A 22,807-nucleotide genomic window follows, 5' to 3' on the forward strand; every position below is an offset into this window, starting at 1 on the left:
TTGTATGATAAATTGGAAGCAAAAGAAACACAAAAAGAGAGGGGTTCTTTTAAATGAACACCATTCAACAAGCAATCGAACTGGCTGAAAAAAATGAAACAGAAAAGGCGTTAGCATTATTAAGTGATTACCAAAAAAACGCAGATGATGATTCTCTGTTTCAAATAGCTGAACTATACCTGCAGTGGGGATTTCTAATTGAATCTAGAACCATCCTCGAACAATTGATTGAAAAATATCCTGAAGAAACGTCGCTGAAGCTTACCTTATCTGATATTTTTATTGAATCCGAAGAAGATGAGCTGGCGATTACGATATTAAATGAAATTCCGGAAGAAGATGAAGGATATATTCAGGCGTTGATCCAACTTGCGGATTTATATCAGGCTCAGGGATTATTTGAAGTTTCGGAGCAAAAGCTGTTGGAAGCAAAGCATATCGACCCTCAAGAGAGCGTTATTGACTTTGCGCTCGGAGAATTATTCTTTTCTATCGGCGAATACCTAAAGGCTATCAACTACTATGAGCGCGTCTATGCGAAAGCAAAAGAAATAGGGAATGTTGCTATAGAAGACCGGCTTGGAGAAGCATATGCTGCTGCTGGTGAATATGAGAAAGCACTTGAATTTTACAAAGAAGAGGAAGACCCGGAACCGGATAATTTATTTAAATATGGAATCACCGCCCATCAGGCTGATCGTAATGACATCGCTATAAAAGCTTGGGAGCATGTGTTGGAAATCGATCAAGACTATTATGCGGCGTATACCCAGCTTGCCAATGTATATAAGGAACAAGGGACGCTGGAAGAAGCTTATAAAGTTGCGGAACAAGGTTTGGAAAGAGACTCCTATCAAAAAGAACTCTATTTCCTGGCTGGAGATATTGCTCACCAATTAGGGAGAAATGCGGAAAGTGAAGAGTATGTCAGGCAGGCTATCGCTTTAGAGCCGGATTATAAGGAAGCTGTCTTATTTTTGATTGAACTGCTTAAAGCAAGAGAAGCATTTGATGAGATTGTTGAATTAATCCAAAGTATTAGAAACTCTGGTGCAGAGGATGCACTCTATGATTGGGAACTGGCCAAAGCTTATGTTGAAATAGAATCGTTTGGTGATGCATTAAATAGCTATCAGGAAGCATATACTAGTTTACAGCATGACAGCGACTTTTTAAAAGAGTATGGCTATTTCCTGACCGAGGAAGGAAGACTGCAAGAAGCCATTCCAGTCCTGAAAGCATATCTCGGCCAGCAGCCTATTGATGAAGATGTGCGTGAGCATGTGGAACGCTTGGAACAAGATTTATTGTAGGTGACATGTCTAGCTTTTAGAGAGGAGAGAGGGGAGAGCGGAATGCTATCATCTGTAACTGCAAAAGATAAGAAGGACTTCATCCAGTGGTTTTTAAACCATTACCGCTTAAAAAAACGGGAAAGTGTATGGATACTTAATTACTTAGTAAACCATATGGATATTTTAGAACATGTGCATTTTGTTAGAGATGTAAAGTATTGTCCTAGAGGCGTAATGATTTCCAGTCGCTGTTCAGAGAAAATACCATTTCGATTTTACAAAAATCATCTGGTAACAACGGACGCAGAGAAAACTTTTCATGACATCCGGTTAAACAAACAGGAAGCGTTATTTATCCAATTAAATTTTCATCAGGCAAACCAAAGCGCTTATTATGCTGCTGTATTAGAAGAAAACCCATTCTTGCCGGATGATTACTATTTAACAAAAGATGACAAACAGACCACATCTGAATTATTGGATCAGCTCCTGATTAATCAAAAACAGGAACGTTTGCGGGAAGCGATTGATGAGGCTTTAGATTCGGGAAATCATACGAAATTTTTAGAGCTGACAAAAGAGTTAGAGAAACTGCTGAATAAATCATAAAGAGCAAGCTTAAAAACGTATAAATCAAATGATAATGTTTAAAAGCAACCTATATTTTTATGGGTTGTTTTTTTTCGTAACTCAAGTTTCATACATTAAAAAGTAACTTCATTTCCATAGAAACAGGAGTTACGGCGTTCCGTTTTGCTTTCCGACGTCCTGGGGCTGCGATTACTCGTCCCATCGAAAACATTTGTATGTCGGAAAGCGGAGTGGTTGGTTGCAGGAGCTATGGACCATCACCAATTCCAAAAAGGCCGGATATTTAATCAAAAAGTAAGCATGTAATGGAGAACATATTCATCCGGGAATAGCAAGATATATATGCTTATTCTTAGGTGTGAAAATTGAATTTGTAACAAATAGATTAAATATTATTCATCATGGATAGAATAAGAAAGATTGGCAAATAAGCTTGGAATCGCGAAAAAGAGACCGTGTTTGTCATGGCCTGGGCCTGTCTGTCTATCAGTTGTATTTGCTGACAATTTATCCTTTCCTATATGTGTGAAAAATTGTTACAATATAGGCAAGTATTTTGGAAGGGAGGATTGTTTATGAAATGGACAAGGGTTGATTTGCAGAAATATGAACAAGCGAAGGAGTATATTGATACAGTGATTGTACCGTTAGCACCTTTTCAAATTGGTGCTTTAGATGCTACTGCTAAAAATGCAGATCAGTATGAGATTTTAACGCTTTTTGCCAGAGAGCTGGAGAAAGAATTAATGGGCAGAATTATGCTTACTCCGACTTATACATACATCAACTCGGCAGAGAGGTCCGAAGAGGCAGAGCGATTAAATCAGTGGACAGCTCATTTTAACGAACAGCCTTTTAAACAGGTGCTCTATATCAGCTTTGATCCGTCTTGGCGAAAAATAGCCAATGATTTAGAAGGAGAATTTATTTGGCTTCCAACTATTCCTTTAAAAGATGCCGAACCAGCTGCAATAAAAGACATGATAAGAGACCAGACTATGCAAACAGCAGAATTAGTCAAGTCCTTTTGGTAGAGTAAAACAAAATTATCAAAACATTTACAGTTAACCTAGGATATATATTGACCGAACCAATAGTTTACGCTATCATTATTAGTGTCCTAGTAATCTGATTTTATCTTAAAAATGTCCGTGACTATTTGAACACAGAGGGGGGAAAACCATGAGTGATGAAAAACGCGATATATCCCGCAGACAATTTTTAAATTATACGCTTACAGGCGTAGGGGGCTTTATGGCTGCCGGTTTGCTGATATCACCTGTTCGGATGGCAATCGATCCTGTATTGAAGTCCGGTGAAGGCGGAGATTTTGCAAATGTTGGACTAGAAGTTTCTGAAATCACTTCTGATCCACAGCGTGTCGATTGGACTGTCGATCAGGTAGATGGCTGGTATGAATCAGAAGTAAATCAAACAGCCTGGGTATATCGAAATGATGATGACGAAATTGTTGCCTTTTCCCCAGTTTGTAAACATTTAGGTTGTTTTGTTTCTTGGGAAGGAAATGACGACTATCCAGAGGAGTACTTCTGTCCTTGCCACAATGGCCGTTATTACAAGAATGGGGTGAATGTTCCTGGAACACCGCCATTGCAACCGCTTGATGTTTATGAACAGGAAGAAAGGGATGGCATGCTGTTCCTAGGTAATATTAGACCACATGAGGAGGCGTAATAAACAATGTTACAGAAGATTTATGATTGGATCGATGATCGCATTGATATTACGCCAATATGGCGAGATATTGCCGATCACGAGGTTCCAGAGCACGTTAATCCAGCGCATCACTTTTCCGCATTTGTATACTGTTTTGGCGGATTAACATTCTTTGTAGTAGTAATCCAAATTCTTTCCGGTATGTTTTTAACAATGTATTATGTGCCGGATATTGAAAACGCATGGCAATCTGTTTACTACCTGCAGACAGAAGTAGCACATGCTCAAATTGTCCGCGGTATGCATCACTGGGGCGCTAGTGTCGTTGTCGTAATGCTATTATTACATACTTTACGGGTATTTTTCCAAGGGGCATATAAAAAACCTCGTGAGCTTAACTGGATGGTAGGAGTTCTTATCTTCTTTGTTATTCTGGGACTAGGCTTTACAGGCTACCTGCTTCCTTGGGACAACAAAGCGTACTTTGCGACTCAAGTGGGACTAGAAATCGCGGAACAAGTACCATTTATTGGAGAAGCTCTTAAAACGCTTCTAGCTGGGGATGCTACTATTGTTGGTGCACAAACCCTGACACGTTTCTTTGCAATCCATGTCTTCTTTTTACCGGGAGCATTGTTTGCATTATTAGCAATTCACTTTATCTTAATCCGTAGACAAGGTATTTCCGGACCACTATAAAAAGGAGGGCAACCAATGCATAAGGGTAAAGGTATGAAATTCGTTGGTGATTCTCGGATCACAGCGGAAAGAACATCAAAAGTACCAAAAGATTATTCCGAGTATCCTGGTAGAACAGAAGCTTTTTGGCCCAACTTTTTATTAAAAGAATGGTTGGCCGGAGCAGTTTTCCTTGTAGGGTTTTTATGCTTGGTGTTGGCACACCCATCTCCGCTTGAAGGAATGGCTGATCCGACAGATGCAGCATATATCCCGCTGCCAGACTGGTATTTCTTATTCTTGTATGAATTATTAAAGTATCAATTTGCAAGTGGTAATTGGATTATTCTTGGAATTCTTGTTATTCCGGGAATTGGGTTTGGAGCGCTATTCCTTGCTCCATTCTTGGACAACGGTCCTGGGCGCCGTCCGCGTCACCGTCCAATTGCTGTTGGGATGATGCTTTTAGGACTAGCGTCCGTTATTTGGTTAACGTATACTTCTGCAGCACCAGTTGACTGGGAAGAGCGTGCCGAGCAAAACAAACCAATTCCTCCAGGCGAATCTATTGTTGATGAGAGTCACCCTGGATTTGCAGCGTATGAAACAAGCTGTCTAAGCTGTCATGGCGGAGAATTGGAAGGTGGAGCAGGTCCTGCGTTAGTCGGAGGAAATGAGCACACCAAAGAAGAAATTATGGATATTGCTGTCAATGGTATTGGTTCCATGCCTGCCGATCAGTTCCAAGGAACGGATGAAGAACTGGAACAATTAGCAGATTTTATCATTGAAACCAATGAAGCAGCAGCAGAATAAAGAATAGTCAGAAGCACCTTTGTCCACAATAAGGCAAAGGTGCTTTCTCTATTGATGATAATGACAGAAGGGAGAAATTGAATTGAAAATGCTGTCATACATATTATTAGATAAAAAATTTTTGATCCTGCTTTTCATGATAAATTTCCTGGGGACCATCTATGGTTATTACTGGTATGGATCACAATTAGAAATAACTCCGCCGATATTTATTCCGTTTGTCCCGGACAGTCCGACAGCCAGTCTGTTCTTTACGATTTTCCTGTTGTTTTTTATTTTTGGGAAAAACATACCCTACATCGAGGCATTAGCAATTGTTTCTTTATTTAAATACGGCGTCTGGGCCGTCGTTATGAATTTATTAACCGTGGCAACTGGTGGAAATATTGGCGAAGCAGGCTACATGCTGATTGCATCCCATTTAGGAATGGCTATTCAAGGATTGCTTTATGCACCGTATTACAAAATAAAGCTGCGGCATTTAACACTTGCCGGGATTGTTGTGTTACATAATGATATTATTGATTATGTCTTTGGCCAAATGCCTATTTATTCCGATTTAACAGAGTATATGAATGAAATTGGTTATTTTACATTTTGGTTAAGCGTGGTGTCTGTTCTGCTTGCTTATTACCTGACGGTTCACAAGAAACAACGGCATATATAAGAAGCTTCCTGAAGTTAGAGCCCTCAGAATTTCGGGCAAGATATAGCTATTTCCAAAGTATTTATGTTACTATTTCATCTATTCTTACTAATCAGAAAAACCTGACCGTCATACCAAGTCGCCTCTCATCATAAACTTAGAATATACATCAAAAGATCAGAGGTGATCTCTATGGCAGAGAAACTGCTTCGTGTGATGACAATCGGATTCATAGGGATGTTTTACCATGCAAACGATGTTCATGCTGCCTCTATTCCATCAGGAAACATTTACTATAACAGCTTAGCGCCGTCTCCGTTTATTTTAGGTGTCATAATTGTAGGCGGTTGCATTATTGTTACATTATCTTATGTAAGTTGGAAAAAATACAAAGGGGAAAATGCAGGGAATAAGCCGGTCCGCAAAAACGACAAATCAGTTGACTAAAATAGAGATACTGACTAAAATTGACCTTATGATACAGTAATGGGGGTATTAAGAAATGGTCGCTTATTTGATTTATTTTGTCTTATTAATGATTGTACCGATGCTTGCATCAGGAAAAGTAAAAAGCACGTATACAAAGTACTCTAAAAAACCAACATCTTCCGGAATGACGGGCGCAGACGTTGCCAGGAAAATTTTAGATGATAATGGTTTGCATGATGTACAGATTGGAATGGTTAAAGGGGAATTAACAGATCATTATGATCCACGTAAAAAGCAAGTAAACCTTTCTGAAAATAATTACAACGGCAGATCGATGGCTTCTTCTGCTATCGCAGCACATGAAGTAGGCCACGCGATCCAGGATCAGGAAGAGTATGCATTTTTACGCTTTCGAAGTGCTTTAGTTCCAGTAGCAAACTTCGGCTCTAATATTTCTATGTTCTTAATCATTGCGGGTATGCTTATGCAAGCAAGTAATATGCTGCTTCTTGGAATTATCTTCTTCGCAGCTGCAGTGCTTTTCCAATTAGTGACACTGCCAGTTGAGTTTGATGCTTCAAATCGGGCGATGACCCAGATGGTTTCAGCGGGTATTATCCGTAACAATGAAGAACGGGAAACAAAAAAAGTATTAAATGCCGCCGCAATGACCTATGTTGCTGCAGCATTGGTTGCCGTTGCTGAGCTTATCCGCTTTATTCTTATCTTTGCGGCAAATAGAGACTGATATGTAAAAAAAGATGATCCGAAAGGGGTCATCTTTTTTTAGCTAAGGAATAAATATAAATAAAACCAAAAAAATCACTAGTTCTTTAAAATATTGGTATTCTTGCCGGGCAGATGTCCGCTCCGGGAAGCCGCTTTTCGCTGGCAACGTTCAGCCTTCTCGAAAGAAGCCCACTTTATGCGGGGGCTTCACCTGCTGCTTTTCCCGCAGGAGTCGACAACATCCGCTCCCATCTATGTGGAATTACATTTTTATTTGCTTTTTTACAAAGAAATAACACAAATTCTAGCGATGGTTTTGATGGGGCAAGTAATCGCAATCCCAGTGTGAAGACCCCGCAGAAAAAAGCGAACTCCTTTTTTCTACCCACAGGGCATAAGTGTGACTTTACTTCTGTCTATGCCTATAGGCTTGCCAATCAGCAGGTCTTCTTTGAAGGAGATGAGCTCGGGGCCCACGGAAAGCGTAGTGTATTTCTTATTAGCCAATCATTCAGCTATGTAAGAGAAAGGAGCTAAGGATAATTTCCTAAGCTCCTTTTTATCTTGCCTAATCATTTAACGGCTTTTTATTCTCATCCAATGTGAAACCTTCTCCCATCACCTCATGCACGGTTGTCATCGAAACAAAGGCAGAAGGGTCTGTCTGATTAATGATGTTTTTCATCCGGACAATTTCATTTCGTGCGACTACACAGTAGAGCACATTCCTTTTCTCTTTGGAAAAGCTCCCCTGACCATTTAAAATTGTCACGCCCCGTTCCATTTTTTCCATAATCTGTTCTGCGATTTCTTCACTTTGATTTGAGATGATAAATGCTCCTTTTGCAGCGTATGCGCCTTCCTGAATAAAATCAATCACCCGCGCGCCAACAAATACAGCCAGCAGAGTGTACATTCCTTCAGACAGCTCAAGGAATGTCAGAATAGAAGTGATAATCACAAGAAAGTCAAAGACAAACATCGCTTTTCCGATACTCCAAGAAGTGAATTTGTTAATGATGCGGGCGATAATATCCACTCCGCCGGTTGTCCCGCCAAAGCGGAAAATAATTCCTAATCCAATACCGATAAACACACCTGCAAATAAAGCGACAAGTGTCATATCATCCTCTAATCCAATTTGAATCTGATAGATTTGAAAAATCCAGAGAAAAAGAGACACGGATAAAGTTCCAACCATGGTATAGACAAACGCATTCCTGCCTAGTATTTTCCATCCAATAAAAAATACCGGAATATTAAGGACAATATTCGAGATTGCCGGGTCGATATCCCATAAGAAGAAAAGCAGCAGGGTGATACCTGTAAAACCGCCTTCTCCTAGATTGTGCTGCATATTAAAATGGACAAGTCCAAAGGAAAAGATGGCTGCTCCTATTAAAATAAATACAATATTTTTTACTCGAACCTTCAACTTATTATGCCTCCTTATGTTCACGTTTCAACCGTAAAGCTGACGATGTGCCTATGTATGCAATTCCTAGTATTTACAGCTTGTTTATAGCCAATATCTATTATAGCCAATATAAAATCAAGTAACAATCCGCATACTGTACCAATTAGTTGTCAAAATCCTTGCTTTTAGCTAACATGAAAGAAGAGAAAAAAAGTATATTGATTTTAAAGAGGTGTCAGAAATGGAGAATACCAGCCATACATTAAAAGATGTCCAAAAACGTGTGGATCAATACATATCTCAATTTAAGGAAGGATATTTCTCTCCGCTTGCTTTGATGGCAAGATTATCTGAGGAGACAGGAGAATTAGCAAGAGAAATTAATCATTACCATGGTGAGAAGCCAAAGAAAGCAGAAGAGAAAGAAAATACAGTGGAGGAAGAAGTCGGCGATATGCTTTTTGTATTGGCCTGTTTAGCTAACTCGCTGGATTTTGATTTGTCGGATTCCTTCGAGAAATCGATGCAAAAATTTGAAACAAGAGATAAAAATCGCTGGACAAGAAAAGAGGAGGAAAATAATCATGGCAATTAAAATAATCGTAGCAGGTCCGAGAGGAAGAATGGGAAAAGAAGCAGTCCATATGATTTATGACACAGCTGATTTTGAATTGACCGCTTGTTTAGACCATAAAAATGACGGAAAGAAATTAAGTGATTTAGAAGGCTTTTCAGGTGATTTTAATGCCCCAATCTACACAGACATCGAAAAATGCTTTTCCGAGCAGCAGGCTGATGTATTTGTTGATTTAACGATACCTGAAGTCGGTTATAAACATACAAAAGCAGCTTTGAATCATGGCATTCGTCCAGTGGTAGGAACTACAGGATATACAAATGAGCAGTTAGAAGAGTTAAAACAGCTGACAAAAGAAAAACAAACCGGGTGTATTATTGCGCCTAATTTTGCTATCGGAGCTGTGTTAATGATGAAATTTGCAAAAATGGCAGCTGCCTATTTTCCGGATGTGGAAATCATTGAAAAGCATCATGATCAAAAATTGGACGCGCCATCCGGTACGGCGAAGAAAACCGCGGAGCTTATTCAGGAATCCAGAAAATCGAAAAAGCAAGGTCATGCCGATGAAGAAGAAACCATTAAAGGTGTCCGCGGGGGAGATTTTGATGGCATGCGTATTCACAGTATGCGTCTCCCTGGTCTGGTAGCTCATCAGGAAGTGGTGTTTGGCGGTGCCGGACAAACGTTAACCATCCAGCATGATTCGATGAACAGAGCCTCCTTTATGGACGGCATCAAAGAATGTGTCCACCAGGTCATGGATTTGGACGAGCTTATTTATGGTTTAGAAAATATTTTATAAGAAATAACAGATATAAATAAAGGGGGAGCCGTCATGAATGTTGCATTAATTGCGCACGATAAGAAAAAAGAAGATATGGTCGAGTTTACAACTGCTTATACACATGTACTAAAGAATCATCACTTATTTGCTACAGGAACAACAGGGACCCGGATTATGGAGTCAACAGGTCTTTCGGTCCATCGTTTTAAATCTGGTCCGCTTGGCGGCGATCAGCAGATAGGCAGTATGATTGCAGAGAATAAAATGGACATGGTTATTTTCTTTCGGGATCCGTTGACTGCCCAGCCGCATGAGCCTGATATCAGCGCGTTAATGCGGTTATGTGATGTGTATCAAATTCCTTTAGCGACCAATATTGCCGGCGGGGAAATTTTCATGCACGGGCTGAATCGGGGCGATTTTCAGTGGAGAGAAATCGTGAAGGAAGATTAAGAAAGAAGGGGAATTGTGAAGAAAATAGGAATTACATGCTATCCAACCATTGGCGGTTCAGGAGTAATCGCTACAGAATTAGGTAAGAAATTAGCGGAAAAGGGTCATGAAATACATTTTATCACCTCCAGTATGCCCTTTCGTTTAGAAAAAGTGTATGTGAATGTGTATTATCATCAGGTAGAGATGAGTCATTACCCTGTATTTCAATATCCGCCTTATGATTTAGCTTTAGCTGCCAAGATGGCAGAGGTGATCGACCGCGAAAAATTGGATATTCTTCATGTTCATTATGCGATGCCGCATGCTATTTGCGGTATTTTAGCAAGAGATATGGCGAAGCACCCTGTAAAAATTGTCACTACCTTACATGGAACAGATATTACTATACTGGGCATAGATAACACGTTAAAGCCTATTATCCGTCATGGTATCGAACAATCCGATGCAGTTACCGTTGTTTCAGAAAGCTTGCGTAAACAAACTGTAGACATGCTGGATATCCAGAAAGAAATGGATGTAATTTATAACTTTATTAATGAAAATGAATACTACCCCCAAAAAGGGGCGGAGCTGCGCAGCCAATTTCAGATAAATGCTTCTGACAAAATTATGATTCATATCTCGAACTTTCGGAAGGTAAAACGGGTCCAAGATATCATAGATACCTTTAAAATAGTTAATGAAAGCATTCCTTCCAAATTATTATTAATTGGTGACGGCCCGGAATATTCAGATATGGTTCAGCATGTTAATGAATTAGGGCTGAAAACAGAAGTACATTTTCTGGGGAAACAAAATAATGTCAGTGATATACTGGCAATGGCAGATGTAATGCTGCTTATGTCTGAAAAAGAGAGCTTCGGGCTAGTATTATTAGAAGCGATGGCTTGCGGCGTGGCTGGGATTGGAACCAATGTCGGCGGTATTCCTGAAGTATTGACCCATGATAAAACAGGGTATATTGTAGAGCTTGGAGATATCGAACAGGCTGCATCATACGCTATTGAGCTTTTATCAGATCCGGAGAAGCAACACCAATTTTCAGAAGCAGCTATCGAGCATGTGCGGAATCTTTTTGCATCCGCAAAGATTGTTAACCAATATGAAGCTTTATACGACAAGGTTTTAGAAGAAGGGAAAAGAGGCTAGAAGCATGCTACCATCTATTTTCCATAAGGCAGCAAACATAATTTCCATCATAGAAGAGCATCATTACGAAGCATACTTCGTCGGCGGCTGTGTACGCGATTATATTATCGGCCGTCCTATTCATGATGTAGATATTGCATCATCAGCTTTCCCTTCGGAAATACAAGCAATTTTCCCGAAGGTCATCCCGGTGGGAATCGAGCATGGTACTGTGATTGTCCGGTATGAACAGGAATCTTTTGAAGTAACTACTTACCGGACAGAAGGGACCTATACAGATCACCGCCGGCCGGATGAAGTTCATTTTGTCCGCGATATAAAAGAAGACTTAAAACGCAGAGATTTTACCATGAATGCCATTGCCATGGATGCCAATGGCAAGGTATTAGACCCTTTTGGAGGAAGAGAGGACATTGCCGGCAGACGAATCCAGACGGTAGGTGATGCAGCAGACCGGTTCAAAGAGGATGCTTTGCGCATTATCCGTGCGCTGCGTTTTTCCAGCCAACTAGGGTTTTCCATTGAAGTTAATACAAAAGAAGCTATGAAAAGCTGCAGAGCATTAATAGATAAATTAGCAGTGGAACGGTTAACCGTTGAATTAGAAAAATTATGTGCTGGTGCTTATTTTAGCAAAGCAGTGGAGTATATTTTTGAATTAGAGCTCTATCACCACCTGCCTATTTTTAAAGACACTCCGCTGCTGTTAAAGGAAATAGAACCTGTTGCTTCGCTTGCTCCTGTTTTTGCCTTTGTCGAGCTAAATAGTGAGTCTATCACAGCAGCAGACTGTACCAAGGCCTATAAATGTTCCAATCAATTAAAGCAGCAAGCAAACACGCTTGTAGATGCATATCATCGCTATAAAGAGAATGGAATAGATGCCTGGTTTGTCTATCAGCTGCCAAGGAAACAGTGGGACTTTTTCATATACTTAGTAAAACAGACAGATAAGAAAATCATCGATATAGAAGTATTTTATTCTATCCGGAAGAAGCTTCCTATTTTATCTAAAAAAGAGCTTTGCGTGAATGGATATGATTTAATGAAATGGTTTCCTGAACGTCCAAAAGGTAAATGGATAAAGCAGCAATTAGATGCAATAGAATATCAAATTGTTACCTCCAAGCTGGCAAATGAAAAATCGAAAATAAAGGACTGGATACAATGGAATCTACCCGTTCAAGATTAATCAAACTATTATCCGAAAATAAAATGAGCTACATCTCTGGCCAAGCGCTCTCTGAACAATTAGGCATTTCCCGGAATGCAATCTGGAAGCATATGAAGGATTTGGAAAGTGATGGCTATCATATTGATGCGAAAAGAAGTCAGGGCTACCGGATTGTTTCGTTTCCGGATAAAGTCAGCAGTAATACGATCCGCTGGGGTTTGGAAACAAAATGGATGGGGCATCATATTATTCATAAAGAGGCAACACCGTCGACTCAAATCATTGGACACGAAGCAGCACGGGACAATGCTCCGGATGGCACGATCATCATTGCAGAGGAACAGACAGCAGGCAGAGGAAGAATGAAAAAGAATTGGTTTTCGGATAAAGAAGGTTTATGGGCGACCCTCCTGCTCAGACCGCCTATTCCACCAAATAAAGCTTCCGAACTGACGCTGTTAACAGCAGTTGCTTTAAGAAAAGCACTCCATCAGCTGACCGGATTACCCATCGGTATCAAATGGCCGAATGATTTATTGATCGGAGATAAAAAACTCTGCGGTATTTTAACAGAAATGCAGGGAGAGCAAGACCGAATCAATTATGTTTTAATTGGTATCGGCTTAAATGTGAATCAGGATGAAGCGAGCTGGGATGCTTCCATTCGGGATATTGCAACCTCCTTAAAAAGAGAGTCCGGGAACAGCTGGGATAAGATTAAAATCGTTCAGACAATATTAAAGCATTTTGAAAATACATATGAGATGTATTTAAACTATGGTTTTAAAGCTATTAAATCGGAATGGGAAGAACATGCCTTTAAAATAGATGAAAATATTAAAATCAAAACATTTCATGAAGAGTGGACCGGCCGATTTTTAGGGATTACTGACGAAGGAGCCCTGATTGTGGAATCAGCGGAAGGCAGTCCTGTAACGCTCTATTCTGCTGAAATCACATGGTTTGACCGCTAGAAAAAATAAAAATTAGATTGGAGGTGATCTGTTGCGATATGTTGTGATTGACCTGGAGACGACCGGAAATTCTCCGTCAAAGTCGGGAAAAATAATTGAGATAGGCATGGTTGCGATTGAAAATGATGAAATTAAAGAAACAAAGACGACCTTATTAAATCCGAATCAGCCTATCCCTCCATTTATTTCTCATCTGACAGGGATTCATGATGAAGAAGTAAAGGACGCCCCGTTATTTAGCGATGAAGCGGAAGAAATCACCCGGATTTTAAAGGACAGTTATATTGTTGCACATAATGCCGCCTTTGATGTCGGCTTTCTCAATATGGAATTAACGTCGAACGGTTATCCCGAATTAAAAAATCAGGTTCTGGACACAGTGGAGCTGTCGAGAATATTATTCCCGAGTATATCCAGTTATAAATTGAGTCATCTGGCTGCGCATTTCGAGCTGCATCATGACGATCCGCACCGTGCTTTATCAGATGCGTATGTAACGGCAAAGCTATTTATGAAGTTAAAAGAGAAATTAGATCATCTCCCATATGAAACGTTATTTAAACTAAAAAATCTCGAAGAAAAACTGCAATCCGACTTAGCGGCTATCCTGGATAACCGCCTGGAAGAAATAGCATTCCGAGAGCATCCGGATAAGCAAATAAAGCATTATCAGGGTCTTGCTTTTCGTATGTCTGAAAAAGAGATGAAATCTGATGCGCAGATAGACATATCGTTCGGAGAATACTTAGATGCCGTTTATGAAGAGCAGGGATCGCTTTCGAGAGCCTTTTCTTCCTATGAGCCAAGGAAAGGGCAGCGGCAAATGTCAGAGACGATTTATGATGCCTTTTCTGCAAAAAAACATGCGTTTATCGAAGCGGGCACCGGCACAGGAAAATCTTTAGCTTATTTATTGCCAGCTGTTTACCAGGCTGTTAACCAACGTGAACGCCTCGTCATCAGCACGTATACAACTCAATTGCAGAGCCAGCTGCTGGAAGAAGAAATTCCTTTATTAAGGAAAATTATCACAAGCCCTTTTAAAGTGGCTTTAATGAAAGGAAAAAATCATTACTTAAATTTAGAGAAGTTTCTTTATGAGCTTGATTACGGTCCAAAGGATAATTATGATTTTGTCCTGACAAAAGCGATATTACTTGTATGGATCACGGAGACAGAAACAGGGGATATTGATGAGATTCAACTGCCGGCAGGGGGCTATATTTTCTTCCAGAAGGTTTCTGCTGATGTAGAGAAAATAATGAACCCAAAATCGCCCTGGTTTCACCATTCCTATTATCAGCTGGCCAGACGAAGGGCACAAAAAGCTGATGTTGTCATTACCAATCACGCCTTGCTTTGTACGGATATGTTTAATGACTATGCTTTTTTACCAAGCTATCAAAAGGCCATTATCGATGAGGCGCATCATTTTGAAGAAACAGCATCCCATCATTACGGGCTAAAATTGGATTACATACAAATGCAATTTACATGTAATTATTTAGGGACAGCTGATGAGGATAAACAATTCAGTTCCGTTCTGAAAGCTTCTGATATAGGACAAAGAGAAGCATTAGCTCATAAATGGAATACAGCTATCAGAGAAGCGAAGTATGATATTGACGAACTTTTTCATCTGATTGAGCGCTTTGTCAGGTCACAGCAGAAGAACGATAAAGCAACCAGTGATTTGGGAAGAGTCCAATATCGTATCAAGCCGGAAACCTATCAGCAGGATTCCTGGCAGCTTGCTCAGGATATGGCGGCACGATTGCGTATGCATTTTCAGAGGCTGTTGGAAGTTTTATCTCAATTAATGGATGCATATTCCGTGGACAATGGAGATGAAAAACAATTTCTGGAAGATATCGGTCAAATGCAGGATGCGTTAGTAAAATATATAGAAGATTTAAAAGTGATGTTCCAGGAACAAAATGAGGTAGCATTGATTAAATGGGCTGAAGTAGATTTAAAAGGAAAGCATCATAGTGTATTCCTTTACAGTGAGCCGGCGGATATCGCGCCGATACTGGCTGAAGAATTTTTCTCCCAAAAAGAGAGTATCATCTTCACCAGTGCGACATTAACAATGGGAAGCTCCTTTACATTTATAAAAGAAAGATTAGGTGTAGCTGAGCAAGATTTATTAACAGAGCAAATTGCTTCCCCGTTTCAGTATGATAAACAGGTGCAATTGTTGATTCCAACTGATTTTCCAGATATTAAATATGGAAACATTGCTGATTTTGTTTATGCTGTATGTGAAGCAATCTTGTCGCTGGCAGAGATTACTTCAGGCAGAATGCTTGTCTTGTTTACCTCCTATGACATGCTGAAAAAGGCAAATGATTTGTTAAAGGAAATGATGACAGAGCAGCAATACGTCATTATTGCCCAGGGAGTGACAAGCGGAAGCCGAAGCAGGTTAAAGAAAAATTTTCAATCCTATGATCAGGCAATCCTGCTTGGAACAAGCTCTTTCTGGGAGGGCGTAGATATACCAGGAGAGGATTTATCGGCGCTTGTAATGGCAAGGCTGCCTTTTCAGCCGCCAAACCATCCTGTTTTTGAAGCGAAATCGCATCAGATGAAAGAAGAAGGAAAAAATCCGTTTATGAACCTGTCCTTGCCACAGGCAGTTATTAAATTTAAACAAGGTTTTGGGCGGTTAATCCGTTCCTCAGAAGACAGAGGAATTGTATTTATTTGCGATGGACGGATTAAAACAGCTAAATACGGGAAATACTTTTTGGAATCCATCCCCTCCGTAACTGTTCATTATGAAGCAACACGGCATTTGATAAGTAATGCCGAAGAATGGTTTCATCAATAAATAAGAACAGCTGCTCATCAGCGGGAATATTTCCTCCCCGCTGATGCAAAGTTATTTTTTAACGGTATTTGTTTACAGAAACCGCACATCTAGGTATAGTAAATGATGAAAGATAATCTTAGAAGAAACGGATGGAATGACATGAGGGAATCAAAAAATAGATGGGTATTATGGACATTGATTATAATCACAGTCCTCTTGCTTATCGGAATAGGCTACAGCATTTATTTATATCAAATAATCAACGATAGCCGGACAGCAGGATTTGATAACACGAAAAATCAAATAGAATCGCAGACCTCTTATCAAAATGTTCATTCGATACAGGGCTACTATGGGGAAAATAATTACCACGTATTTTATGCGAGTAATGAAGACAATGAGGAGCGTCTTGTTTTTCTCCCGTTAGAAGGGGAGGAACGTGAATTAATTGCGATTGATACGGAGGATATGATGAGTGAAGAGGCTATCATAGATGCCTGGTCATCCAGCTGTGATACATGCCGCTTTGCAGATATCAGCCCTGCCTATGAAGATGGTCAGGCTCTGTGGGAAATTACGTATCATGATAAAGATAATCGGTTTGTCATGGATTATTATTCGATTGATGGACAGAGTCTGGAAGAAAGATACACGTACGATAAAATGTTCCCATAAGCGGATGAAGCTGCCGGAAAACAGTAAAAGAATCATCTTTTTTAGCAGAAAGACACAACAAATAAGAAACGTTTAATAACAAGTTGGAGGATTTTAAGATGAAGATAACAATTCAAGAAGCACCGAAACACGTAAACGAGGAGGTAACCATTGGCGGCTGGCTGGCAAATAAACGATCAAGCGGCAAAATTGCTTTCTTACAGCTTCGTGATGGTACCGGATTTATGCAAGGTGTGGTTGTGAAAAGTGATGTTTCGGAGGAAGTATTCTCAGATGCTAAAAATCTGACGCAAGAGACATCTTTATATGTTACCGGAAAGATTGTAGAAGATACGCGCTCTGATTTCGGCTATGAAATGCAGGTAAGTCATCTGGAGGTTATTCATGAAGCAACAGATTACCCGATTACGCCAAAAAATCATGGCACGGAATTCCTGATGGATCATCGTCATTTATGGCTTCGTTCTAAAAAGCAGCACGCCGTTATGAAGATTCGCAACGAGATTATCCGGGCTACCTATGAATTCTTTAATACGAACGGTTTTGTAAAGGTGGACCCGCCTATTTTAACCGGTTCCTCTGCTGAAGGTACAACCGAGCTTTTCCATACGAAATATTTCGATGAAGAAGCCTATTTATCTCAAAGCGGACAGCTTTATATGGAAGCAGCGGCAATGGCATTAGGGAAAGTATTTTCATTTGGGCCGACGTTCCGCGCAGAAAAGTCAAAAACAAGAAGGCATTTGATTGAATTTTGGATGATTGAACCAGAAATGGCATTTATGGACCACGAAGACAGCTTGCAGGTACAGGAAAACTATGTCAGCTTCATTGTACAGTCTGTGTTAGCGAACTGTAATTTAGAACTGAAAATATTAGAAAGAGATACATCTAAACTCGAGAAAATCACAGCTCCATTCCCGCGTATCAGCTATGATGATGCAGTAGAATTCTTAAAGGAAAAAGGCTTCGATGACATCGAATGGGGAGAAGATTTCGGTGCGCCGCATGAAACAGCAATTGCCGAAAGCTATGATAAGCCTGTTTTCATTACAAATTACCCGAAAGACATCAAGGCTTTCTATATGAAGCCGGACCCGGAACGTTCCGATGTTGTGCTATGTGCTGACTTGATTGCTCCGGAAGGCTATGGAGAGATTATCGGCGGATCACAACGTATTGATGACCTGGAATTAATGGAGCGCCGTTATGAAGAGCATGGACTTACTGGACCAGCGTATGCATGGTACTTGGAACTTCGCAAATATGGCAGTGTTCCGCACAGCGGATTCGGCTTAGGCCTGGAAAGAACGGTAGCCTGGTTATCCGGAGTAGAACATGTTCGCGAAACGATTCCATTCCCAAGACTGCTGAATCGTTTATACCCTTAAAAAAGCTTTAAGTGTCATATCAGAGGCGTTGGAACCTCTGTTTTACAAATACGCAATCCCTGGATTACGTTATGATTATCCATAAATCCCTTGCTCGTAAGCGAGGGGTTTTTCCTATCTTCATTATGAAAAAATGCTATACTGTTATCTGAGGTGCTAGAATGAATAAAAAAATAAATTACCAAGAAATTATCCAAGATCAAATGACTGTATCCAAAAAATTGCTAACAACTTATTACGAATTAGGTCTAAATGAAACAGAACTTATTTTACTCATACAGATTACCCGTTTTGCTGATGAAGGAAACCATTTTCCAACCCCTTTTGAATTGGCCCAATCAGGGAGTTTTTCAGAAGAAGAGGCGGCCCGTATGCTGCGAAAATTAGTACAGAAAGGGTTTCTGTCTATTGAAAAAAATGATTCTGAGCAGACGCCTATCAGTGAATCATATTCTCTAGAACCATTAATGGAAAAATTATATGAGGAAGATGCCGCTGTAGTTAATCGTGATGAAGAAAACATAGGGAATATCTTTATTTTATTTGAACAGGAATTTGGAAGACCTTTGTCGCCATTTGAAATAGAAACTATTAACAGCTGGCTGGATGAGGACGGAATAGAACCATCATTAATAAAAGCAGGGCTGCGTGAATCGGTACTTATGAGCAAATTAAATTTCAAATACATTGACCGTATTTTAAGAGAATGGAAGAAAAAAGGGATCCACACAGTACAGGACGCCAGAAAAGCAAGTCAGCAATTTCATCAGGGCAAATCAGATAATAATCATCAAACCAATACACGTCCTAAAAGAGATACATCCTTTTATTATAATTGGCTGGAAGGAGATTGAGTTTATGCTGAATAATACACAAATTAGAGAATGTTTAGATGCCATGGCAGAAATGTTTCCAGATGCAGAGGGGGAGCTTGTGCATTCTAATCCCTTTGAGTTAGTTATTGCTGTTTTGCTTTCTGCACAATGTACAGATAAATTGGTTAACAAGGTAACAGCAGATTTGTTCCAAAAATATAAAACACCGGAGGATTATCTTGCGGTGCCATTAGAAGAAGTGGAAAATGATATACGTTCTATTGGTTTATACCGGTCCAAGGCAAAAAATATCCAAAAGCTTTGCCGGACATTAATTGATAATTATAATGGGGAAGTCCCGAAAACGAAAGACGAATTGGTTAAACTTGCCGGTGTCGGCAGAAAAACAGCAAATGTCGTTGCTTCTGTTGCTTTTAATGAACCGTCAATTGCCGTGGATACCCATGTGGAACGGGTATCCAAGCGCTTAGGTATCTGCAGATGGAAGGACAGTGTTGTAGAAGTAGAAAACACACTGATGCGCAAGGTCCCAAGAGATGAATGGAGTGTCACACATCATCGGATGATTTTCTTTGGGCGCTATCATTGTAAAGCCAGGAATCCCAATTGTCCCGAGTGTCCATTATTGTATCTCTGCAGAGAGGGAAAAAAGCGGATGAAGAAAATAGAGGTATGAGCTCCTTAGAAAAAACAATAAAAAATAATCCCGGCCCATCAAAAAGGACCGGGATTATTTTTTTATTCCTCTGTGTTTTCTTCATCATTGCCATTGTTGTTGTCTGATTCGTTCTGAGGTGCAGGGTCATCCGTGCTTTCCTCATCGGAATTGCTTTCTTCCTGCGGCGCTTCCTGATTATCTGAATCCCCGTTGCTGTCACCATTATCGGAGGAATCATTATTTTCTTCTTCATTCCCATTATTTGAATCATTATCATCTGTATTCGTATCTTCGGATGAATCCGATTCAGAGTCAGATCCCGAATCGGAGCCAGAGTCAGATTCCGATTCTTCCCCGTTCTCATCTTCTGGGGGCTCTTCCTCTTCCGTTTCTTCTTCGTCTTCTTCCTCTTCTGCTTCAGGCACAGTCACACTTGTAGATGAAGAAGGGCCGCGAAGATCGCTGTTTTCTTCACTTATTGGCGTGACGGAAATATTGTAGTCGCCTGGGGTAACTCCGCTTATGTTGATACTATTTGAGCCTACATTTTCAGTATCTCCATTTACGCTTACTTCAAAGTTAGCGGATGGGCCATCATAGCTCCATGAAACATTAATGGTTTCATCTCCGTCATATTCAGCGGAAAGACCGCTCACTTCTGGTATTTCCTCTTCTTCTTCCTCTTCTTCGTCATCCTCGCCGCCAGGTACTTGAACACTTGTTGTAGCCGGGTCGCTGCTTAATGAGCCTCTTTCGGCTATAACCTGTATCGTATACTCTGCGCCTTCTTCCACATCCGAAATTTCCATGGATGTGTCACTGGTAGAAGAGAGGGACTGCATACTGCCGCCATCAATGCTGGCACTTACGTCGAAATTAACGTCTTCTTCCGAATCAGTATCATAATCCCAAGAGACTTCAATGGAATTATTGTCTTCATTATAGCTTCCAGACAGTCCGCTTACTGCGTCCAGCTCTTCATAGCGTTCAGAAACCTGACTCGGTTCCGTGCCCTTGACAAATAACTCTGTTACTTTGTTATCACTTGGTGTACTGTCACTTGCTAAGGCAGCCGGATTCGTTCCTTTTTCAATCGTCAACTCAACAACAGAATCTGGACGCGTAAAGTCAGGTGTATCCATTCCTTCTGATAAATGACTCATTGTCTGTCTGAACATTTGCTGAGACAGGGTAGTATCCTGGAGTGGTACACGGCCGCTGCCTTCTGAATCATAACCGCCAGTCCACGCTGCTATCGTATAGTTGGTCGTGTAACCGACAAACCAGGCATCCCGGCTTCCTTCTTGACCATCCATTGTCGTTGTTCCGGTCTTACCAGCAACGTTCACTCCAGGCACTGCTGCATTTGTGCCCGTACCAGAGCTGACAACAGATTTTAGCATATCCGTTACCATATAAGCCGTGTAATCTTCCATCACTTGTTCAGATTCCGGTGTTAAATCAATTTCCCGGCCATCTGAGAATTCTACTTTGGTTACAGCGTATGGCTCTGTGTAATTCCCTTCATTCCCAAATGCGCTATATGCTCCAGCCATTTGCATCGGGGTAACTTCTGTTTCTGTCCCGCCAATTGCTTCACGGAGATCAAGGTTATCTGAATCAAATTCAAAGCCCAGATTTTCAGCAAATTCCTTGGAATTTTCAGGACCGACTTCTTCCATCAGTTTTACTGCTGGGACATTTAGCGATTGCTGCAGTGCATATCTCGCAGTTACCCAGCCGTTATAGGTTCTAGTGGCATTCCTTATTGGATTCGAACCTTCAATTTCATAAGGGCCTTCATCATCTAACTGATGGTACGTTGACATTTGATTATATTCAATCGCCGGTCCATAAGACATAATCGGTTTTGCAGTGGAACCAGCCTGTGTTGTACCTCTTGTAGCATAATTAAAACCGCCTTCGTTATTCAGACTGCCGCCGATTGCTTGGATAGCACCGGATTGTGTATCTAATACAACCATGGCTCCCTGTGTATTATCAGGATAACTGATTGACGATTCTTCTTCATCAAGCAGGCTTTCAACATATGGCTGTGCATCGGGATCAAGCGTTGTATATACTTTCAACCCATCCGCATCAAGCTCTACATCGTCTAGTTTTTCGTCGATTTCTTGACGAACCTGATCAATAAATGCATCGTATGGTGTCGGATCAGGACGGTCTTCTGTTAATAGAGAAGTAACATCGACACTTCTTGCCTCATCTGCCTCTGCTTCTGTAATCTTGCCATGGCGCACCATTAAATTTAACACGGTGTTCATTCGTTCTTCCGTCAATTCCGGATTTTCAAATGGGTTATAGGCTGTCGGCCGTTGCGGCAAACCAGCTAAAATAGCAGCTTCCGGCAAAGTAAGATCATTTAAATCCTCTTTTCCAAAATAGGTTTCTGCTGCCTGAGCAACACCATAGGAATGACTGCCGTAAAAAATACTGTTTAAGTACATTTCCATGATTTCTTCTTTGCTATATTGTCTTTCCAGCTTCATCGCCATCCACATTTCCTGGACTTTAATGCTTACTTTTTTCTCATTACTTAAAAATGCACGCTCTACCACCTGCTGTGTAATGGTACTTGCACCCTGAGAGCCAAATCCGCCGGTAAAGTTTCCACGGATTGCTCCGCCGATACGTCTGACATCGATTCCGTTATGGTCAAAAAAGCGGACATCCTCTGTCGCTGTTACAGCATCGATTAGTAAATCCGGCAGTTCTTCAAACCTTACTTCCTGTCTTTGTTCATCTGAACTTAAATTGGCAAATTGATCGCCATTTTTATCATAAAGTGTCGAAGCAAAAGGAACTGTTAACTGATCTTCATCAATATCCGGTGCGGTTGCAATCCAATAGGCACCAACAGCAGTTCCGCTTAAGAATAAAATCAATAATAATAACAAAGTAATTTTAATGATTTTTTTCAAAATCGGCTGTTTCTTTTTCTTCTTTGTTTTCTTTCCTTGCTGCTTTCTTCTAGCAGCTCTTGTTTGGCTCGTTTGATCTGCCATTTTTTATA

At 40.5% G+C, this 22,807-nt stretch carries 22 protein-coding genes; 20 read left to right on the plus strand and 2 right to left on the minus strand.

Annotated elements, in window-relative coordinates; translation table 11 throughout:
• Nucleotides 1-53 precede the first annotated feature (53 nt).
• From ACZSMY_RS04450 to ACZSMY_RS04490, 9 genes are all read left to right on the plus strand, one after another.
• Nucleotides 54-1,313, plus strand: coding sequence for a tetratricopeptide repeat protein (locus ACZSMY_RS04450; protein WP_465147484.1), 1,260 nt, complete (start codon nt 54-56; stop codon nt 1,311-1,313).
• A gap of 42 nt (nt 1,314-1,355) precedes the next feature.
• Nucleotides 1,356-1,904, plus strand: a complete 549-nt coding sequence (locus ACZSMY_RS04455) for a ReoY family proteolytic degradation factor (protein WP_042534132.1) — start codon at nt 1,356-1,358, stop codon at nt 1,902-1,904.
• 557 nt (nt 1,905-2,461) lie between these two features.
• Entirely contained in the window at nt 2,462-2,920 is a 459-nt protein-coding gene (locus ACZSMY_RS04460; RefSeq protein ID WP_042534130.1) for a DUF2487 family protein, read from the plus strand.
• A gap of 148 nt (nt 2,921-3,068) precedes the next feature.
• On the plus strand, nt 3,069-3,581 hold the full coding sequence (locus ACZSMY_RS04465) for a QcrA and Rieske domain-containing protein (RefSeq protein ID WP_042534127.1): 513 nt from the start codon (nt 3,069-3,071) through the stop codon (nt 3,579-3,581).
• 6 nt (nt 3,582-3,587) lie between these two features.
• Nucleotides 3,588-4,262 (plus strand): menaquinol-cytochrome c reductase cytochrome b subunit, encoded by a 675-nt coding sequence (qcrB, locus tag ACZSMY_RS04470; RefSeq protein WP_040981375.1) that lies wholly within the window; start codon nt 3,588-3,590, stop codon nt 4,260-4,262.
• A gap of 15 nt (nt 4,263-4,277) precedes the next feature.
• Nucleotides 4,278-5,057, plus strand: a complete 780-nt coding sequence (locus tag ACZSMY_RS04475) for a menaquinol-cytochrome c reductase cytochrome b/c subunit (RefSeq protein ID WP_042534122.1) — start codon at nt 4,278-4,280, stop codon at nt 5,055-5,057.
• A gap of 88 nt (nt 5,058-5,145) precedes the next feature.
• Nucleotides 5,146-5,724, plus strand: coding sequence for a lipoprotein heptaprenylglyceryl N-acetyltransferase LhaT (gene lhaT, locus ACZSMY_RS04480; RefSeq protein ID WP_042536273.1), 579 nt, complete (start codon nt 5,146-5,148; stop codon nt 5,722-5,724).
• Between the two features lie 171 nt (nt 5,725-5,895).
• Complete coding sequence (locus ACZSMY_RS04485; RefSeq protein ID WP_042534119.1) at nt 5,896-6,150, plus strand: sporulation protein YpjB; 255 nt, start codon at nt 5,896-5,898, stop codon at nt 6,148-6,150.
• A gap of 55 nt (nt 6,151-6,205) precedes the next feature.
• Nucleotides 6,206-6,880: a zinc metallopeptidase gene (locus ACZSMY_RS04490; protein WP_042534117.1), complete on the plus strand. Its 675-nt coding sequence runs from the start codon at nt 6,206-6,208 to the stop codon at nt 6,878-6,880.
• A gap of 549 nt (nt 6,881-7,429) precedes the next feature.
• On the opposite strand, the gene ACZSMY_RS04495 is transcribed toward ACZSMY_RS04490, so the two are convergent.
• Nucleotides 7,430-8,296, minus strand: coding sequence for a YitT family protein (locus tag ACZSMY_RS04495; protein ID WP_042534115.1), 867 nt, complete (start codon nt 8,294-8,296; stop codon nt 7,430-7,432).
• Nucleotides 8,297-8,519: 223 nt separating this feature from the next.
• Here ACZSMY_RS04495 and ACZSMY_RS04500 point away from each other — a divergent pair, with 223 nt between their 5' ends.
• The 11 genes from ACZSMY_RS04500 (at nt 8,520) to nth (ending at nt 19,791) form a co-directional block, all read left to right on the plus strand.
• Nucleotides 8,520-8,873, plus strand: coding sequence for a nucleotide pyrophosphohydrolase (locus tag ACZSMY_RS04500; protein WP_042534113.1), 354 nt, complete (start codon nt 8,520-8,522; stop codon nt 8,871-8,873).
• A complete protein-coding gene (gene dapB / locus ACZSMY_RS04505; protein WP_193062176.1) occupies nt 8,863-9,660 on the plus strand; it encodes a 4-hydroxy-tetrahydrodipicolinate reductase in 798 nt (265 codons plus the stop codon). Before ACZSMY_RS04500 ends, dapB begins: the two co-directional genes overlap by 11 nt.
• A gap of 33 nt (nt 9,661-9,693) precedes the next feature.
• A complete protein-coding gene (locus ACZSMY_RS04510) occupies nt 9,694-10,095 on the plus strand; it encodes a methylglyoxal synthase (protein ID WP_042534109.1) in 402 nt (133 codons plus the stop codon).
• A gap of 15 nt (nt 10,096-10,110) precedes the next feature.
• Nucleotides 10,111-11,247, plus strand: a complete 1,137-nt coding sequence (bshA, locus tag ACZSMY_RS04515; protein WP_465147485.1) for an N-acetyl-alpha-D-glucosaminyl L-malate synthase BshA — start codon at nt 10,111-10,113, stop codon at nt 11,245-11,247.
• Nucleotides 11,248-11,251: 4 nt separating this feature from the next.
• On the plus strand, nt 11,252-12,439 hold the full coding sequence (locus ACZSMY_RS04520; RefSeq protein WP_042534106.1) for a CCA tRNA nucleotidyltransferase: 1,188 nt from the start codon (nt 11,252-11,254) through the stop codon (nt 12,437-12,439).
• Nucleotides 12,415-13,395, plus strand: a complete 981-nt coding sequence (locus ACZSMY_RS04525) for a biotin--[acetyl-CoA-carboxylase] ligase (protein WP_193062175.1) — start codon at nt 12,415-12,417, stop codon at nt 13,393-13,395. The genes ACZSMY_RS04520 and ACZSMY_RS04525 overlap by 25 nt, the downstream gene beginning before the upstream one ends.
• A gap of 31 nt (nt 13,396-13,426) precedes the next feature.
• On the plus strand, nt 13,427-16,231 hold the full coding sequence (gene dinG, locus ACZSMY_RS04530; RefSeq protein ID WP_465147486.1) for an ATP-dependent DNA helicase DinG: 2,805 nt from the start codon (nt 13,427-13,429) through the stop codon (nt 16,229-16,231).
• A gap of 141 nt (nt 16,232-16,372) precedes the next feature.
• Nucleotides 16,373-16,888, plus strand: a complete 516-nt coding sequence (locus tag ACZSMY_RS04535) for a hypothetical protein (RefSeq protein WP_042534101.1) — start codon at nt 16,373-16,375, stop codon at nt 16,886-16,888.
• A 98-nt stretch (nt 16,889-16,986) separates the two neighbouring features.
• On the plus strand, nt 16,987-18,279 hold the full coding sequence (gene asnS, locus ACZSMY_RS04540; RefSeq protein WP_042534100.1) for an asparagine--tRNA ligase: 1,293 nt from the start codon (nt 16,987-16,989) through the stop codon (nt 18,277-18,279).
• Between the two features lie 161 nt (nt 18,280-18,440).
• Nucleotides 18,441-19,133: a DnaD domain-containing protein gene (locus tag ACZSMY_RS04545; protein ID WP_256704712.1), complete on the plus strand. Its 693-nt coding sequence runs from the start codon at nt 18,441-18,443 to the stop codon at nt 19,131-19,133.
• Between the two features lie 4 nt (nt 19,134-19,137).
• Nucleotides 19,138-19,791, plus strand: coding sequence for an endonuclease III (nth, locus tag ACZSMY_RS04550; protein ID WP_042534096.1), 654 nt, complete (start codon nt 19,138-19,140; stop codon nt 19,789-19,791).
• Nucleotides 19,792-19,853: 62 nt separating this feature from the next.
• On the opposite strand, the gene ACZSMY_RS04555 is transcribed toward nth, so the two are convergent.
• Nucleotides 19,854-22,799 carry a transglycosylase domain-containing protein gene (locus ACZSMY_RS04555; protein ID WP_465147487.1) on the minus strand — a complete coding sequence of 982 codons (2,946 nt, stop codon included), beginning with the start codon at nt 22,797-22,799 and terminating at the stop codon, nt 19,854-19,856.
• Nucleotides 22,800-22,807: the final 8 nt, after the last annotated feature.

It is taken from the genome of Oceanobacillus sp. B139/18 (genome assembly GCF_055524595.1).